The organism is Bradyrhizobium sp. BWC-3-1 (assembly GCF_032917965.1).
Classification (GTDB): domain Bacteria; phylum Pseudomonadota; class Alphaproteobacteria; order Rhizobiales; family Xanthobacteraceae; genus Bradyrhizobium; species Bradyrhizobium canariense_D.
The window spans coordinates 8437876-8453636 of record NZ_CP136625.1; the positions used below are offsets into that span (position 1 = coordinate 8437876).

General features: G+C 66.1%; 17 protein-coding genes and 1 tRNA gene. 7 read left to right on the plus strand and 11 right to left on the minus strand.

What is annotated here, in order from left to right:
- Positions 1 to 91 precede the first annotated feature (91 nt).
- From RX329_RS40330 to RX329_RS40355, 6 genes are all read right to left on the minus strand, one after another.
- The gene (locus RX329_RS40330) at positions 92 to 1024 is read right to left on the minus strand and encodes a sugar-binding protein (protein ID WP_085384955.1); all 933 of its coding nucleotides are present in this window, start codon (positions 1022 to 1024) and stop codon (positions 92 to 94) included.
- Positions 1025 to 1118: 94 nt separating this feature from the next.
- Positions 1119 to 2201, minus strand: a complete 1083-nt coding sequence (locus RX329_RS40335; protein ID WP_018460100.1) for an ABC transporter permease — start codon at positions 2199 to 2201, stop codon at positions 1119 to 1121.
- Entirely contained in the window at positions 2201 to 2959 is a 759-nt protein-coding gene (locus RX329_RS40340; protein ID WP_085349702.1) for an ATP-binding cassette domain-containing protein, read from the minus strand. The genes RX329_RS40335 and RX329_RS40340 overlap by 1 nt, the downstream gene beginning before the upstream one ends.
- A 12-nt stretch (positions 2960 to 2971) precedes the next feature.
- Entirely contained in the window at positions 2972 to 4294 is a 1323-nt protein-coding gene (xylA, locus tag RX329_RS40345; RefSeq protein ID WP_085349701.1) for a xylose isomerase, read from the minus strand.
- The gene (gene xylB, locus RX329_RS40350) at positions 4295 to 5749 is read right to left on the minus strand and encodes a xylulokinase (RefSeq protein ID WP_085349700.1); all 1455 of its coding nucleotides are present in this window, start codon (positions 5747 to 5749) and stop codon (positions 4295 to 4297) included.
- Positions 5750 to 5831: 82 nt separating this feature from the next.
- The gene (locus RX329_RS40355) at positions 5832 to 6890 is read right to left on the minus strand and encodes a LacI family DNA-binding transcriptional regulator (protein ID WP_085349699.1); all 1059 of its coding nucleotides are present in this window, start codon (positions 6888 to 6890) and stop codon (positions 5832 to 5834) included.
- Positions 6891 to 7001: 111 nt separating this feature from the next.
- Between RX329_RS40355 and RX329_RS40360 the strand changes: the two genes are divergently transcribed.
- On the plus strand, positions 7002 to 7529 hold the full coding sequence (locus RX329_RS40360; protein WP_085349698.1) for a DUF1003 domain-containing protein: 528 nt from the start codon (positions 7002 to 7004) through the stop codon (positions 7527 to 7529).
- A 1-nt stretch (position 7530) separates the two neighbouring features.
- Here the strand turns inward: RX329_RS40360 and RX329_RS40365 are convergent, their stop codons facing one another.
- Both RX329_RS40365 and RX329_RS40370 read right to left on the minus strand, forming a co-directional pair.
- Positions 7531 to 7998: a GNAT family N-acetyltransferase gene (locus RX329_RS40365; protein ID WP_085384941.1), complete on the minus strand. Its 468-nt coding sequence runs from the start codon at positions 7996 to 7998 to the stop codon at positions 7531 to 7533.
- Positions 7999 to 8008: 10 nt separating this feature from the next.
- Complete coding sequence (locus RX329_RS40370) at positions 8009 to 8584, minus strand: XRE family transcriptional regulator (RefSeq protein WP_317245431.1); 576 nt, start codon at positions 8582 to 8584, stop codon at positions 8009 to 8011.
- Between the two features lie 188 nt (positions 8585 to 8772).
- Here RX329_RS40370 and RX329_RS40375 point away from each other — a divergent pair, with 188 nt between their 5' ends.
- The gene (locus RX329_RS40375) at positions 8773 to 9765 is read left to right on the plus strand and encodes an alpha/beta fold hydrolase (RefSeq protein ID WP_085357441.1); all 993 of its coding nucleotides are present in this window, start codon (positions 8773 to 8775) and stop codon (positions 9763 to 9765) included.
- Positions 9766 to 9769: 4 nt separating this feature from the next.
- Here RX329_RS40375 and RX329_RS40380 read toward each other — a convergent pair.
- Positions 9770 to 9843: transfer RNA gene (locus tag RX329_RS40380), tRNA-Gly, on the minus strand.
- A 172-nt stretch (positions 9844 to 10015) separates the two neighbouring features.
- Here RX329_RS40380 and RX329_RS40385 point away from each other — a divergent pair.
- From RX329_RS40385 to RX329_RS40405, 5 genes are all read left to right on the plus strand, one after another.
- A complete protein-coding gene (locus tag RX329_RS40385; protein WP_085349694.1) occupies positions 10016 to 10594 on the plus strand; it encodes a methylated-DNA--[protein]-cysteine S-methyltransferase in 579 nt (192 codons plus the stop codon).
- A gap of 9 nt (positions 10595 to 10603) precedes the next feature.
- Entirely contained in the window at positions 10604 to 11443 is an 840-nt protein-coding gene (locus tag RX329_RS40390) for a helix-turn-helix transcriptional regulator (protein WP_018456083.1), read from the plus strand.
- 56 nt (positions 11444 to 11499) lie between these two features.
- Complete coding sequence (locus tag RX329_RS40395) at positions 11500 to 11859, plus strand: VOC family protein (protein WP_026233083.1); 360 nt, start codon at positions 11500 to 11502, stop codon at positions 11857 to 11859.
- Positions 11860 to 12054: 195 nt separating this feature from the next.
- Positions 12055 to 12456: an SRPBCC family protein gene (locus RX329_RS40400; RefSeq protein ID WP_085349693.1), complete on the plus strand. Its 402-nt coding sequence runs from the start codon at positions 12055 to 12057 to the stop codon at positions 12454 to 12456.
- A gap of 100 nt (positions 12457 to 12556) precedes the next feature.
- A complete protein-coding gene (locus tag RX329_RS40405) occupies positions 12557 to 13063 on the plus strand; it encodes a hypothetical protein (RefSeq protein WP_026233082.1) in 507 nt (168 codons plus the stop codon).
- Here RX329_RS40405 and RX329_RS40410 read toward each other — a convergent pair.
- Both RX329_RS40410 and RX329_RS40415 read right to left on the minus strand, forming a co-directional pair.
- Entirely contained in the window at positions 13060 to 14505 is a 1446-nt protein-coding gene (locus RX329_RS40410) for an MATE family efflux transporter (protein WP_085349691.1), read from the minus strand. The two genes, RX329_RS40405 and RX329_RS40410, sit on opposite strands and share 4 nt — an antisense overlap.
- Positions 14506 to 14666: 161 nt before the next feature.
- Positions 14667 to 15716, minus strand: a complete 1050-nt coding sequence (locus RX329_RS40415) for a hypothetical protein (protein WP_317245432.1) — start codon at positions 15714 to 15716, stop codon at positions 14667 to 14669.
- Positions 15717 to 15761 lie beyond the last annotated feature (45 nt).

A 15761-nucleotide genomic window follows, 5' to 3' on the forward strand; every position in this document is an offset into this window, starting at 1 on the left:
AACACTCTTCCGCAACAGCCAAAATCATCTCTCCCGCTTGCGACAAGCGCAAGCGGGAGAGGCACGCAGGAGCGCGGGGCTGGCGACGCTCCTACTTCAACATCTGCGCAACGTTGTCCTTGGTCACGAGATCGAGGCCGGTATAAACGATCTCCGGCACCTTCTCGCCCTTCTTGATGGCGAGCAGCGTGTCCATCGCCTTCTCGCCCATCTCGAACGGACGCTGGCCGACCAGCGCATTGGCGTAGCCATCGCGCAACAGCTCGAGCTGCATCTTCAGCGTATCGGCCACGACAAGCGTGAACTTGCCGGAATCGATATCCTTCTTGTACCTGGACGCGAAGGCCTTGAAGCCTTCGGGGGCGAACATCGGCCAGCCGCCGATGGGAACGATTGCGGCGAGGTCGGGCGTCGCGGTACGCATGTCAGTCATCTGCTGAACCGCCAGCGCGGGATCGTCGTTGCAGAACGTTGGAGAGCCCGCGACCTCGGTCCATTTCGAGCCCTTCAGCGCCTCGCGCACGCCGTCAACGCGTTCGGCGAGGTTCTTGGCGCCGGGACCACCCGAAACCATGGCGTATTTGCCGCCGTCGGGCCGCAGCTTCAGGAGCTCCTTGCCGAGGGCGACGCCGAACTCCTTGTTGTTGGTGCCGATATAGGCGATGCGCTTGGCGCCGGGCGCATCGGCGTCGAAGGTGATGACAGGGATGCCGGCCGCGGTCGCCGCGTCGATCGACTTGGTCATCGCCGCGACGTCGGCAACCGAGATGGCGAGGCCGTCGACCTTCTGGGTGACGAAGTCCTGGATGATCTGGGCCTGCGTCGCCGGCTCGTGCTCGACCGGCCCCTTGTAGATGCACTCGATATTGCCGAGCTCCTTGGCACGCTTCAGGCAGCCGTCGCGCGCGAAGTCGAAGAACGGATTGTTCATCGCCTTGGGCACGATCACGAACCGGTAGTTTGCGGCAAACGCCGGCGTAGCCATCATCGCCACCGCGATGCCGGCAAGTAGAAATTTCCTCATCGTCTCCTCCACCCTTCTTTGGCGCCTGTCCTCTCAAGATCGTCCGGGAAGTGGACAGGCGGCATTTTCGTTGCCGTCCCGGAACGACGTCGTTTCAGATCATCCGCGAGCGGATGCGGTCGACCAATACGGCCAGGATGATGATCACGCCCACCAGCGTCTGCTGCCAGTAGGAGCTGACCTGGGCGAGCACGAGGCCGTTGCGGATCACCTCGAGCAGCACGCAGCCGACGATGGCGCCGAGTGGACCACCGATGCCGCCGGCGAGATTGGCACCGCCGATGACGGCCGCAGCGATCACGTTGAGCTCGTAGGACGTCGCCATGTTGGCCGGCGCCGATCCGAGCCAGCCCGAGATGATGATGCCCTGGAGGCCTGCGGCGAGCGCGCAGATCACATAAACCTCGATCTTCACCCGCACGACCGGGATGCCGGTGAGTTCGGCCGCCTTCTCGTTACCGCCGAGCGCGAACACGTGACGGCCGAACGAGCTGTGGTGCAGCACCACGGCCATCGCCAGCGCGAGGACGATCAGATAAATGAATGGCACGGGCACGCCGAGCACGTCGCCGGAGGTGAGCGCGTAGAAATAACCGGCATCCGGCCCACCGGGAAAGCTGCCCCGTCCGTTGGAGACGACATAGCCGAGCCCGCGCACGATCGAGAGCATGCCGAGGGTGGTGACGAACGGCGACAGGCCGAGCACCGCGATACAGAAGCCGTTGACGAGGCCGGCGAGCAGCGCGACGCCGAGGCCGGCGAGGAGCGAGACCACCAGGATCAGGCCAGGGACATTGGCGAGCACGGTCTTGCCGTCGGCCGCCATGTGCACGAACAGGGATCCCGCCGGCGAGCCGGGCGCCGACAGCTCGGTCATCACCATCGAGGTGATCATGGCGGAGAAGCACATCATCGAGCCGACCGACAGATCGATGCCGCCGGTGATGATCACGAAGGTGACGCCGAGGGTAGCGATAGCGATGAAGGAGAAATTCTTCGCCACGTTCTGCATGTTGCCCTCGGTGAAGAAGTACGGGCTGGCGAAATGCATGACCACCAGCAGCACCGCCAGCGCGAGCAGGACATAGCCGGTCTGGGACGCGAAAATGCCGCGCTGCCACCATCTAATCTTGCCGATGTTCGAGAAGGTGATCGGAGATTCCATGGGCATGGCCATCACGCCGCCTCCTTCGCGCCGGTGATCAGGGCGGTGACTTCCTCGGGGGAGGTCTGGTGGATGGACTTGTCGGCCCGCTTTTCGCCGCGGCGCATGACGATAACTCGATCGCACACCGCGAACACGTCGGGCATGCGATGCGAGATCAGCATCACGGCAACGCCCTGCTCCTTCAGCCGGTGAATCAGGCCGAGCACCTGCTCGACCTGGCGTACCGAGATCGCGGCCGTCGGCTCGTCCATCATCACCAGCTTCGCGTTGGAGAGCCGCGTCCGCGCGATCGCAACCGCCTGGCGCTGGCCGCCCGACATCTGCTTGACGAGATCGTCGGGGCGCGTCTCCGAGCGTAGCTCGCCGAACAGCTCCAGCGCACGCGCCGCCATTGCCTTGTGGTCGAGCAACGCGAACGGCCCGATCCTGCGCTTCAGCTCGCGGCCGAGAAAGACGTTGGCCGCTGCGGTGAGATTGTCGGCGAGCGCAAGGTCCTGATAGACCACCTCGATGCCGACGCCGCGGGCATCGATGGGCCGGTTGAAATGAACCGCGCTGCCCGCGAAGCGGATTTCGCCGTGGCTGGGGCGGAAATTGCCGGCGATGATCTTGACCAGCGTCGACTTGCCCGCGCCGTTGTCGCCCATCAGGCCGACGACCTCGCCGGGAAGGACCTGCATGTCGACATCATGCAGCGCGCGGATCGCGCCGAACTCCTTGCCGATGCCGGCCAGCTCGAGGACCGGTGTCGCTTGTGCATTTATCATCAGCGGCCTTCCTCAGACGTAGCGGTTGACGAGGGATTCCAGATATTCCTGCCGGCCCGAGCGCGGCTGCGGGTCAAAGCCCGGGCCGTGCGCGCGGTCGGCAAGTTCGGCAAGCGAGCGCTGGCCGCCGAGAATGGCGCGGCCCTCGGGTCCGGCCCATCCCTCGTAGCGTTTCGCGAGCGGCCCAGTGAGCACGCCGGCGTCGAGCATGTCCGCAGCGGCGAGCAACGCCCGCGCGCAGGCGTCCATCGAGCCGACGTGGGCATGGATCAGATCGTCGGGATCGATCGATTGGCGGCGGATCTTGGCGTCGAAATTCAGCCCGCCGGAGCTGAAGCCGCCGCGGCTCAGGAGTTCGTGGAACACCAGGGCAAGCTCGGGCACGTTCATCGCGAACTGGTCAGTGTCCCAGCCGAGCAGATCGTCGCCGCGGTTGATGTCGAGCGAGCCGAACACACCCAGCGCCTCCGCCAGCGCGACCTCGTGATGGAAGGAGTGGCCGGCGAGGATGGCGTGGTTCTGCTCGATGTTGAGCTTGACGTCCTTCAGCAGGTCGTAACGCGCGAGGAAGCCGTAGCAGGTGGCGACGTCGAAATCATATTGATGCTTGGTCGGCTCCTTCGGCTTCGGCTCGATCAGGATCGGTCCCTTGAAGCCGATCTTGTGCTTGTGCTCGACGACGAGCGAGACGAAGCGGCCGAGCTGGTCGAGCTCGCGCTTGAGATCGGTGTTGAGCAGCGTCTCGTAGCCCTCGCGCCCGCCCCACAGCACGTAGTTCTGGCCGCCGAGCCTGTGCGTCACCTCCAGCGCGGCGCGGACCTGGCCGGCGGCATAGGTGAATATCTCCGGGTCTGGATTGGTGGCCGCACCCGCCATGTAGCGGCGATGCGTGAACAAATTGGCGGTGCCCCAGAGCAGGCGCACCTTGCTTGCGGCCATCTTCGCTTCGAACAGATCGGCGATGGCATTGAGGTTGGCGACGGATTCGCCAAGCGAGTTGCCTTCCGGCGCCGCATCAACGTCGTGGAAGGTGAAGAAGGGCACGTCGAGCAGGCGAAACAACTCGAAGGCGACGTCGGCCTTGGCGTGCGCCTGCGCCATTGCATCGGTGCCGTGGTGCCAGGGCCGCATTAACGTCTCGCCGCCAAAGGGATCGCCGCCGGGCCAGCACAAGGAGTGCCAGTAGCAGACCGCAAAGCGCAGATGGTCTTCCATCCTGCGGCCATGGATGAGGCGGTCCTTGTCGTACCAGCGGAAGGCAGGCGTGTTGCCCGCATCTCCGCCGGCGAAGGCGACAGGTACACTTGTATCGAAGAATTTCACTGACGCAGTCACTCAGGCACACTCCTTCAACGCGGGATAAAGTTCGCGCCAGCGGCGATAGGCCTCGTCATAGGCCGCGCTGACCGATGCGCGAGGCGTAAAGCTCGCGAGCCGCCGCGGACGGGTGCAAACCGCAGCCGCGTCTTCGCCGGTGGCGGCGAGCCGTCCGAGCCTGGCGGCGCCGAGCGCCGCTCCGACCTCGCCCTCCTCGACGCGGTGGACGGGGATGCCGAGCACATCGGCGCAGATCTGCGCCCACAGCGGCGAGCGCGAGCCGCCGCCGACGAGATCAACCTCGGGAAGCGGCCCGCCCGCCGCGCTCAGTGCCGCCAGATTGTCGCGCGCGGCGAAGGCGACGCCTTCGAGCACCGCCTGAACGATCTGGGAGCGCCCGGTCGCACCGCGCAGGCCGACGAAGGCACCGCTGGCGGCGGCGTCGTTGTGCGGCGTGCGCTCACCGTCGAGATAAGGCAGGAATTTGACCGGACTCGGTCCATCGACGCGCTCGCCGAGCGGCGCGAGCAGCGCTGGCGCCGGCGTCTCCATCACGCCCGCGAGCCAGGCCAGCGAAGCCGCCGCCGACAGCATCACGCCCATCTGATGCCAGCGGCCGGGCAGCGCGTGACAGAACGCATGGACCGCCGCGGCCGGCGCCGGTGCAAACCGATCGGTGACGCGGAACACCACGCCGGATGTGCCAAGCGACAGAAACGCATCGCCCGGCGCGATGGCGCCGAGCCCGATCGCGCTCGCGGCATTATCGCCGGCGCCGCCAGCGATCACGACATCCTTTGCCATGCCCCAGCGTTGCGCACAGTCCGGCGCGAGCGTCGCGCTGACGTCGCTGCCCTCGACTAGGCGTGGCATGTGATGGAGATCGAGCCCGGTGGCATGCAGCAGCAGGGGCGACCAGCGGCGCAGACCGACGTCGAGCCACAGCGTGCCGGCCGCGTCCGACATGTCCTCGACCATCTCGCCGGTCAGGCGATAGCGGACATAGGCCTTCGGCAGCAGCACCTTTGCGACCCGCGCGAAGATTTTCGGCTCGTGCCTGGCGACCCAGAGCAGCTTCGGCGCGGTGAAGCCGGGCATGGCCAGATTGCCGGCGATCGTGTGCAGCGACGGGCAGCGCCGCTCCAGCGCGACGCATTCGGCGTGCGAGCGGCCGTCGTTCCAGAGGATCGCGGGACGCAGCGGCCGTCCGTCCTCGTCCAGCAGCGTCGCGCCATGCATCTGGCCGGATAGCCCGATGCCGCGCACCCGTGCGACCTCGCGCGGATGGCGGGCGGCCAGATCGTCGACCGCGCCGACCGCCGCATCGACCCAGGCATCGGGATCCTGCTCGGACCACAGCGGCGCGGGATGCGACAGCGCAAGCTCGCGCGCCGCCGTCGCGACAACCGCGCCGGCTTCGCTCACGAGCACCGCTTTCACACCTGATGTGCCGATGTCGATTCCGAGATACACGCCGTCCTCCCTTTCGCCTGTTGCGGTGCGCGAACTCAAAGTCGCCTTATCCGCAACGGGTCGTTTTGAATTCCACCTGCCGCTAAGGCAGATTGTCCCGCATCACGATGTCGATCCTGATCTTCTCCTGTTCGCGCAAGATCGGCTCGCCACGGGCGAGCGCGAGCAGCACGCGCACGGCGGCGCGCGCTTCGTGTCCGGGGTTCTGCGAGATAGCGGCATGCATCACGCCCTGCAGCAGCAGCCGACGCGTCAACGCGGTGAGGTCGTGTCCGACGAACACCACCTGCTTGTCGCGACTGGCATCGCTCAACGCCTTTTCATTCAACGCGTTGGCGACGCCTTGCGTACCGGCGCCGACATTATAAAGACCCACGATGTCGGCATGCCGGCTCAACAGCCGCGTCAACACCTGCTCCGAACGCGCGTCCTCGTCGCGCCCTTCGAGCACCGGCAGCACGCTGAGGCCGGGGAATTCCGACGCCATCACCTGGTTGAAGCCAAAAATGCGCTCGGCATGATCGCGCAGGCCCTGCGAGCCCGCGACGATCGCGACCTTGCCGGACTTTTGTCCGACCAGCCGCCCGACCAGCGCGCCGGCAGTCCGCCCCGCAGCAATGTTGTCGATGCCGACATAATGGTGCCGGCGCGACGACGGCACGTCCGAGACCAGCGTCACGACCTTGGCGCCGGCATCGACGAGATCGTCGATCGCGGCGCGGACCCTGGGATGATCCAGCGCCACCACAGCGACACCGTCGTAATCATCCGAGAGCCCTTCCAGGGATGCCGCGAGCATGGACGGATCGAACACGTCGGTCGCGACGGTCTCGACGCCGAGGCGGCGGGACGACAACCAGCCCGACATCTCACCGAGATAATCCTGGATCTGCTGCATGAACGGGTTCGGCCCCGACGGCATCACGAAGGCGAAACGGCGGGCGCGGCCGCGGGCGAGCTCGGCGGCGGCCACGTGCGGCTGGAACGAATTGCGCTCGATCGCCTCCTTGACGCGCCGGACCGTATCCGGCCGCACGCCCGGCCGATTGTGCAGGACGCGGTCCACCGTCGCGAGGCTGACGCCGGCCTGGCGGGCGATGTCCTTCAGCGTCAGCGCGGTCGTGGTGAGCGTCTCGGCCATGGCTGAAGGCTAGCAGAGGTGTTTTGAGGTACGCAACTCATTTTGAGAGGCGGCAGCCATTTTCCCGCAGCTCAGCCCAGGAACAGCCTTTCCCGTCCGCCGTTGCCGCCTGTGCATAACGATATCACCCATGATCCGGGCGAGGGATTGAGCCCGACGCTCGAGCGCAACATCCAGGCCCTGGTCGAGCGCCGCCGCCGGGAGCAGCGCGCTGCCAAGGGTCAGGAAAAGCTTGCCGATGCGATCACGGCGTTCACCGGCAGCATGGCGTTCGTCTATCTCCATGTCGCTGTGTTCGGCTTCTGGATCATCGCCAATCTGCATTGGCTGCCGGGAATCCCGGCCTGGGACGAGAGCTTCGTAGTGCTGGCGATGATTGCTTCGGTCGAGGCGATCTTCCTATCGACATTCGTGCTGATCTCGCAGAACCGCATGAGTGCAGCAGCGGACAAGCGCGCCGATCTCGATCTCCAGATCAGCCTTCTCGCCGAGCACGAATTGACCAAGGTTGCCCGCCTCCTTACGCAGATGGCCGAGCGGCTCGATGTCCAGCCCGACTCGAAACGGGATCTGGAGGAGGCAAGCCGCGACATCGCCCCCGAGCGCGTGCTCGACAGGATCGAGGAGACGCGCTCCTGAGCTATCGGCTGGCCGACAGGTCGAGGGTCAGGAACAGGCTGTTGGGATCCTCGACATAGCCCTCGAACGGGCCGCAGAGGACAAAGCCATGCGCCCGGTAGAGCGCGAGCGCCGGCTTGAAATAGTCCCACGAGCCGGTCTCGAGGCTGAGCCGCGCCATGCCGCGCGCGCGGGCTTCTGTGACGATGTGGCGGAGCATCTCACCGCCAAAGCCGCGCCGCCGCGTGGTCTGGAGCGTGTGCATCGATTTCACCTCGCCGTGCTCGGCTGACAGCGTCTTCAGCGCACCGACGGCGACCAGCGTCTCGCCGTCCCAGCCGGTCCAGAACGCGATGTCGGGCGCGCGCAGTCCGGAGAGATCGAGCGCATGGGCGCTGCCCGGCGCGGTCTGCGCCCGCGCCGCCGTGACGTGATGATCGAGCAGCGCGATGACGCGCGGATCAAAGGTGTCGCCGGTGCGGATCTGCATCGTCACGGTCTCACATCTTGCCGTAGGACGCGCCGCGGCGCGTGATGATGACGTAGCGCGCGTCCTGTCTGGTCTCGTTCTCGAAGATCACCGCGCGCATCACATCGAAGTCGAGACAGTCGCCTTCGCGCAGGCGAACCGCCTTGGCGTCGATGTGCACGGCGCCCTCCAGCATCAGCAGCTGCTGGGTGAAGGCATTGCGGCCCCAAGGGCTGTATGGCACCCGCGCACCGGCCGGCAAATCGACGACGATGATCTCGATGCCGCTCGCCGCGTCCGTGGGCGACGCGTGACGGCGGCGATAGCCGCTGTCGGGATCGCGCCAGTGCGGCTGGTCGGCGAGCCGCACCAGCCGCTCCGGCGGCTTTTCGGCCAGCGCGACGACGTCGCTGAGCGACACGTCGAGCGCGGCGCAGAGTTTTCCCAGCAGCGCAGCCGTCGCACTGCTCTGCGCCCGTTCCACCCGCCCGATCATGGCCCGGCTGACGCCGGAGCGCGCGGCAAGCTCATTCAGCGTCATGCCGGCCTGCGTCCGAAGCGTCTTCAAGCGACGACCGATCGCGCGATCGAGTTTCTGCTGGTCCATTTTCTTTGCAGGTCCTGGTCTCTGATCCGAACATTGCCGACACGAGGACCGCACCCATCATGGCCGCGAGAAGCTTAAGCTGGGCGATGCGTGCGTGCCGGAAGCGAGGGGCCAATATATTAGAAACTTTGCGGAGCCTATAGGGCCGACTAGGATAGACCCAACGACGATGACCGGGAGGCGGCGACATGGGCGAACCGACGCAGCGGACGATCAAGGCCAACGGCATCAGCCTCAACGTCGCCGAGCAGGGCAAGGGGCCGATGGTGCTGCTCTGCCACGGCTTTCCGGAAGGTTGGTACTCCTGGCGTCACCAACTCGAGGCGCTGGGGGCAGCCGGTTTCCGCGCGGTCGCCCCTGACATGCGCGGCTACGGCAAGAGCGACCGGCCCGAAGCCATCGACCAGTACACGATCCTCCACATGGTCGGCGACCTCGTCGGCGTGTTCGACGCTTTCGAGGCGAAGGACGCCGTCATCGTCGGGCACGACTGGGGCGCGACGATCGCCTGGCACACGGCGCGCCTGCGGCCCGACCGCTTCCGCGCCGCCGCCATTCTTAGCGTGCCCTATCGACCACGCAGTCCGGTGCGGCCGACGAGCGTAATGCCACAGACGGCGGATGCGCAGTTCTATCAACTGTATTTCCAGGAGCCGGGTGTCGCCGAAGCAGAATTCGAAAGGGATACGCGCGCAACGCTCGGCGCGATGCTCTATGGCGGTTCCGGCGAAGGCGCGGCGGTGATCCGCGCCAATGCCGAGCGTCAAGGGCGGACCGCCGGTGTCGGCATGGTCTCTCGCAAGGACGGCATGCTGCCGAAGGTGCAGGTGCCGCTGCCGTCGTGGCTGAGCAGCGCGGACCTCGACTATTACGGCGCCGAATTTGCCCATAGTGGGTTTCGCGGACCGCTCAACTACTATCGCAACATCGATCGCAACTGGGAGCTGATGGGCGCCTTCGAGGGCGTCAAGGTGGTCGTGCCCTCGCTCTTCATCGCCGGCGACTACGACATGGTCATGGCCTTCCCTGGCGCCGCCGAGCACGTTGCCAACATGAAGCAATGGGTGCCGCAATTACGCGAGATCAAGATGCTACCGGGGTGCGGACACTGGACGCAGCAGGAACGGCCGGCGGAGGTGAACGCGGCGATCGTGGAATTTCTGCGGAGCCTGCCGAACTAAAGGATGGAGCGGGCGAAGGGAATCGAACCCTCGTATGCAGCTTGGGAAGCTGCCGTTCTACCATTGAACTACGCCCGCGGATGCGCAGCTTGCGCCCGCTCTGATTAGCCGAGACGGCGCATCTCGCCAAGCGCTTTGGCGCAGCCCGCCCGCCCCTTCTTAAGTTTCCGGTAAGATTTTGGGTGCGGCGGATTGTGGCGGTGTTATGGTCGCGGTCTGGGGAGAGCGTACGTTGCGTGGGGGCGTGTGTATGGTGGGGCATGGCTACGCGATATTCGACACGACCATAGGGCGCTGCGGCATCATCTGGAGCAGCACCGGGGTCGTCGCCGTGCAGCTGCCGGAGGCGCGGGAGATCGACACCCGCCGCCGGATTTTCCAGATCCATCCCGAGGCACGCGAGCAGCGGCCTTCCGCGAACGCCGAGTTCGCGATCGAGGGCATCGTGAGCTTGCTGCAGGGCAGCGATGCTGATTTTTCCGAGGTCAGCCTGGACGCGAGCGGGGTGCCCGGCTTCAACCGGCGGGTCTACGAGGCGGCCTGCGCCATCCCGCGCGGGGAGACGCGCACCTATCACGAGATCGCCAAGGCGCTAAGCGCCTCCGGCGCGGCGCATTCGGTGGCCCAGGCGATCGCGAAAAATCCCTACATGCTGATCGTGCCCTGTCACCGGGTGCTGGAGGCCGGCAATTACACCGACCGGCTCTCGCCCTATGGCGGCGTAATCTCCAAGCGGCGGCTGCTGTCGCTGGAGGGCACCCATCCGATCGCCAGCAAGACGCTGTTCGACGTCCTGCTGCCCGTTGCCCCACCGAGACCCTCCACCTAGATAGGCGGGATGGATGCAACAACGCTGCTGACCACCCCCTCGATGACCGTCTCCGAGTTTCGCTGCGACGCGGGACCGGACGACAGCCCGTTTGCGGAGTGCCGCACCGGCCATTCCATCGCCTATGTCCGCGCCGGCAGCTTTGGCTGTCATTGCCGCGCCGGCTTCTTCGAGCTGGTGGCGGGCTCGATGCTGGTCGGCGCGCCAGGCGAGGAATACACCTGCACACATGAGCACGTCGCCGGCGACGTCTGCCTGTCCTTTTTCCTCAGCGAGGATCTGGTCGACGCGCTCGGCGGCCGGAGCGACGTCTGGCAGGTCGGCGCGACGCCACCGCTGCCCGAGCTGATGGTGCTGGGCGAGCTCGCCCAGACGGCGGCAGATGGCAACAGCGACCTCGGTCTCGACGAGGTCGGGCAGATCCTCACCGGTCGTTTCGTCGATGTCGTGTCGGGCAAGGCGCGCAAGCCGACGACACCGACGGCGCGTGATCGCCGCCGCGCCGTGGAAGCCGCGCTCTGGATCGACGCCAACTCGCATGCCGAGGTCGACCTCGAACAGGCCGCACGGCAGGCAGGCCTCAGCCCCTTCCACTTCCTGCGGCTGTTCTCCGCCGTGCTCGGCGTCACTCCGCATCAATATCTGGTGCGCTCGCGGCTGCGGCATGCGGCGCGGCTGCTGACTGACGACGACATCGCAGTCACCGACATCGCCTACGACGTCGGCTTCGGCGATCTCTCCAACTTCGTCCGCACCTTCCACCGCGCCGCCGGCGTCTCGCCGACCAAGTTCCGCCAGGCTTCGAAGGGAGAGCGCAAGATTCTCCAAGAGCAGCTTGCCCTCAACTGACTAGGTTCGTCTCCGGCGCGCGCCGATTGTGGCGCGCTTTGGCAATGGAGACGACCATGTACGACCATATCGGATTGCGCGTTGCCGACCTCGACGCCGCCACGCGCTTCTACACCGCGGTGCTGGCGCCGCTCGGTTATGTCGTGTGCTCGAGTGGCGATGGTTATGCCGGCTTCGGGCCGAAGGGCGAGCCGGCGCTGTGGCTGCACCTGAACAAGGGGCGCAAAGCCGATGGCGTGCACATCGCGTTTCGCGCGGGGGATCATGACGCGGTCAAGGCATTCCACAGCGAGGGCTTGAAGAGCGGTGGCCGCGACAATGGCGGCGCCGGCCCGCGCAAGGATTACAGCCCGACTTACTACGCGTCGTTTTTGATCGATCCCGATGGCAACAATGTTGAGGCGGTCTGTGTGTGAACGCGGCAGCCCTCACCACACACACACGCTGTCATCCCCCGGCTTGACCGGGGTATCCAGTACGCCGCGGCTCCTCGATTCAATCACAGCGGCCTCTGGAATACTGGATCGCCCGATGGAGTCGGGCGATGACAGCTGGGATGACGGCGCTATCGCTCGCTTCTCTACATCAAGGAACTCAACCAGGATTGCATCATGGCCTCCATCCACAACGACATTCCCCTCAACGCCCCAGCGCGCGACGTCTGGGATGCCGTGCGCGATTTCGGCGCGCTGCATCGGCGGTTGGCGCCGGGCTTCGTCACGGCCTGCACGCTCGACGGCGACACGCGCATCGTCACCTTCGCCAACGGATCGGTGGCGCGCGAGGTGCTGGTCGATTGCGACGATGCCGGGCGGCGGCTGGTCTACGCGATCAACAACGAGCGGCTGAAGCATTACAGCGCCTCGGTGCAGGTGATCGCCGAGGGCGAGGCGAGATGCCGCCTGGTCTGGATCATCGACATGCTGCCGAACGAGCTCGCGCCCTATGTGCAGGGACAGACCAAGGACGCCGTCGCCGCCATACACCGCGCGTTTCCGGCCGCAGCTGCGTGATCTTTCTCACAGAGCCCAGCCCTCGTCCGCAATAACGATGGCGCCGTGCGTCCGGTTGGCTCCGCTCTCCCGGCGGCGCCACGCACGCGAGGAGCAGGCCATGAGAGGTGCGGACAAGGTGATCTGCCAGGCGGCCGCCGTGCTGCTGATGTTTTCGATTTCGAGCGCGCCGGCAAAGGCGCAGTTCTTCGGCGGCGGCGGTGCCGGCGGCGAGGACATAATGACCCAGATGGCGCCGATGCTCGAGATGATGAAGGCCAAGATGGGCAAGCGCCGCTTCGGCATGATGATGCAGACCATGGGCCCGATGATGAGCCGCATGATGGAGAATGGCGGTGGTGGTCTTGGCATGATGGGCGGCGGTGGCATTGGCGGCCTCGGCGCCGGCAACCTCGGCGGCGGTTTCGGCGCGCCCAATTACGGCGGCTACGCGCCGATGGGTGGAGGCGGCACCATGCCGGCCGGAATGGGCGGCATCGGCGGCGGCGATATCATGGGCATGCTCGGCGGCGCCGGTGGCGGCGACATGATGGCGATGATTCCGCAACTGATGCGGCTCGCCAATGTCGGCGGTGGTGGCGGCCATCGCCGCCACAGGCACCGCTAGTCCGCGGCGGCCGACAGAGCCGGCCTGATCGCAGGTTTGGTTTGGCGCGGTCCCCAGCGTGTCAGCACCACGCTGGAGCACGAGAGCAGGCCGAGCACGACCATCGAGCTCGCCGCCAGCCAGAAGAAGCTTTGCGCGGTGGCATCATGCGTCGACAGCCACCAGCCGACAGCCGAGATGTAGATCAGCCGCGCGGTCTGCGCCAGCACCGGGCCGATCACCTTCGCAGCGCCCTGCGACGAGAAATACATCGTCGAGGCGAGGCCGATGAAGGCGTAGAACGGCGCCACCGTCGACAAATATTGGTGGCTGGTGGCGCGCACGGTCGCGCTGTCCGTGAAGATGTTGACCCAGAGATCGGGGAAGGCCGCGACCAGGCACGCCGGTGCACCGACGGCGACGAAGGCGCTCGCCGCTGCGATCCAGGCGATGCGCCGGGCGCGGGCGATGCGGCCGGCGCCGACCGCCATGCCGATCATCGGCACCGAGGCGATGCCGAACGAGAACGCGATCGAGGTCAGCAGGAATTCCAGCCGCGCACCGATGCCGTAGCCGGCCAGGATCGCGGTGCCGAATTTCGCAAGCATGTGAGTGAAGATCGAGATCGTCAGCACCGATTGCAGCGGCGAGAAGCAGGCGATGGCGCCCACTTTGAGGATGTCGAAAAACATCGCCCATTGGATGCGAAGTCCGCGCAGCTTCGGCGTCACGCGGGCGCGGCCGGAGAACAGGTACCAGCCCATCACGCCGATATTCATGCAATAGGCAATCAGCGCGCCGGCGGCGACGCCGCGCATGCCGAATTGCGGCACCGGACCGAGGCCGAGGCCAAGCGTGCCACCGAGCACGATCTGCCAGGCCGCGGAATTGAGGATCAACAGCGACGGCAGCTTCATGTTGCCGGTGCCGCGCAGGACGCCGGCCATGGTGTTGAGCAGCCAGGGCAGCACGGCGCCGCCGAAAAACACCTGGGTGTAGGCGATCGCATGCGTCAGCACGTCGCCGCGGCCGCCGAGCATCTCAAGCACCTTGGGCCCGAAGATCAGCATGCCCAGCATGAAGACGAGGCCGAAGCTGATGCCGATCAGCAGCGCGTGCGCGGCGAGCGTCCCGGCACGCTCGCGATCGCCCGCGCCGAGCGCGCGCGCGATGGCGGAGGCCACCGCGCCGCCCATCGCACCGCCTGACATGGTCATGGTCAGGATCACTGTCGGAAACACCAGCGCCATCGCGGCCAGCGCTTCCACGCCGAGCCGTCCGATATAGGAGGTCTCCGCAATTACCGTGCAAGTGCCGGCTGAGAGCGCGACCACGTTGGGCCAGGCCAGTCCGAGCAGCGTGCGCAGGATCGGCCCGTCCATCAGCGCGCTCCTCACGGGGCGCGGAGGCGGCGGCAGCGGACGCTCTTGTTCATCGACCGGGATTTCGGCGATGTCTGACATGTCCTCTCCGGGCAAAGCGCCATTTCCGGCGCAGCAATGCTTGGGTGTGCCAATGAATTGGTTCGCGCAGGGCGCAACAAGAGGCTTGTTAGCACGACGCGCAGCGATTCCTCCTGCGCTAGGTGCAGGCGTGCCCTGCGGCAGCGCGGTGACGCCGTCGTCTACCCAATCGTCCAGAGCAATGGCGGACGACCGCTCGGTGTCGCGGACAGGTGCACGCCGATGTGCCGGCCGCACCCGGCCGCAAGCCCCTCGAACAACCCCGCCAGCACCTTGGCGCAAGCGGAGTGGTTATCGGCGACGTCTTCCATCAACCTCCAGCTCTGCTGACGGATTTCGAACGTGCCCTCGGATTGCGTCGTCTCAGCCGCATCGTCCTGCGCGACAAACAGCGCGTTGAGGAACGTCGCGAATTCGCTCGCACCGCCGCGGCCCATCGACAGCGCCGCAGCGACCTCATCGAAATATTGCATCCCGATCAGCTTGCCCGTGAGGTGCAGGAGATAGCCCGCATCCTCCGGACCGAACAGCTGCACCATCACGGGCGCGGCGGTGCGCACATATTCCATCGCATAGTTGCGATAGGCTTTTTCCAGTCTCGGCCTTGGCCAGCTTGCGACCGGCAACGCCGGAGCCGCGGCTGCATCGAACAGCGGGGCTTCGAGGTGCCGCGCGAACACGAGGCGCTGGTCGAGTTCGAGGGGCTGGTCATATTGATAATAGTAGCCTTCGAGCCCGTCCTGGCCGTCGACGCTCTGCTTCGTGCAGACGAACCCCAATCTGGTATCGCCGAGCGCCACGCCGTTGTTGGCGTGCCAGCCGCGCAGCATCGCGCGCGAGACTTCGCCCGGCACGCCGCAGATGGCAGTGCCTTTCCATATCCAGCGCGGCGGCGGATAGCGTATCCAGGCTTTGCGGTCGCTATCATACATGTATTCGACGTGCACGCCGCCGATCCAGTTCGAGAGATAGTGATATTGCGCGGCTGCCACGGCGGGCGGCAGATGGCTCAGCCCGAGCTTCTCCAGCCCCGGCAGGAAGCGCTCCTGCTGCTGGCGGCGGAACACGCGAAAGACGAACTCCGCAGCATCTGCCGTGCCGCGACGCGTGACCACGGTGAGGATCAGACCGGTGAAGTAGGCGTGATAGAGATCGGCAACCGCGCGCCAGCGTTTCCATTGAGCTTCCTGCGCGGGGTCTGGTGCGGTCATGTTCGCTCCCGATCGTTGTTCTGATCGAGTGTGTCACTGCATCCG

Excerpts from the sequence above, each read along its gene's own strand:
- RX329_RS40330 (WP_085384955.1), bottom strand. The coding sequence starts at position 1,024 with ATGAGGAAATTTCTACTTGCCGGCATCGCGGTGGCGATGATGGCTACG.
- RX329_RS40335 (WP_018460100.1), bottom strand. The coding sequence starts at position 2,201 with ATGGCCATGCCCATGGAATCTCCGATCACCTTCTCGAACATCGGCAAG.
- RX329_RS40340 (WP_085349702.1), bottom strand. The coding sequence starts at position 2,959 with ATGATAAATGCACAAGCGACACCGGTCCTCGAGCTGGCCGGCATCGGC.
- RX329_RS40355 (WP_085349699.1), bottom strand. The coding sequence starts at position 6,890 with ATGGCCGAGACGCTCACCACGACCGCGCTGACGCTGAAGGACATCGCC.
- RX329_RS40365 (WP_085384941.1), bottom strand. The coding sequence starts at position 7,998 with ATGCAGATCCGCACCGGCGACACCTTTGATCCGCGCGTCATCGCGCTG.
- RX329_RS40370 (WP_317245431.1), bottom strand. The coding sequence starts at position 8,584 with ATGGACCAGCAGAAACTCGATCGCGCGATCGGTCGTCGCTTGAAGACG.
- RX329_RS40375 (WP_085357441.1), top strand. The coding sequence starts at position 8,773 with ATGGGCGAACCGACGCAGCGGACGATCAAGGCCAACGGCATCAGCCTC.
- RX329_RS40385 (WP_085349694.1), top strand. The coding sequence starts at position 10,016 with ATGGTGGGGCATGGCTACGCGATATTCGACACGACCATAGGGCGCTGC.
- RX329_RS40390 (WP_018456083.1), top strand. The coding sequence starts at position 10,604 with ATGGATGCAACAACGCTGCTGACCACCCCCTCGATGACCGTCTCCGAG.
- RX329_RS40395 (WP_026233083.1), top strand. The coding sequence starts at position 11,500 with ATGTACGACCATATCGGATTGCGCGTTGCCGACCTCGACGCCGCCACG.
- RX329_RS40400 (WP_085349693.1), top strand. The coding sequence starts at position 12,055 with ATGGCCTCCATCCACAACGACATTCCCCTCAACGCCCCAGCGCGCGAC.
- RX329_RS40405 (WP_026233082.1), top strand. The coding sequence starts at position 12,557 with ATGAGAGGTGCGGACAAGGTGATCTGCCAGGCGGCCGCCGTGCTGCTG.
- RX329_RS40410 (WP_085349691.1), bottom strand. The coding sequence starts at position 14,505 with ATGTCAGACATCGCCGAAATCCCGGTCGATGAACAAGAGCGTCCGCTG.
- RX329_RS40415 (WP_317245432.1), bottom strand. The coding sequence starts at position 15,716 with ATGACCGCACCAGACCCCGCGCAGGAAGCTCAATGGAAACGCTGGCGC.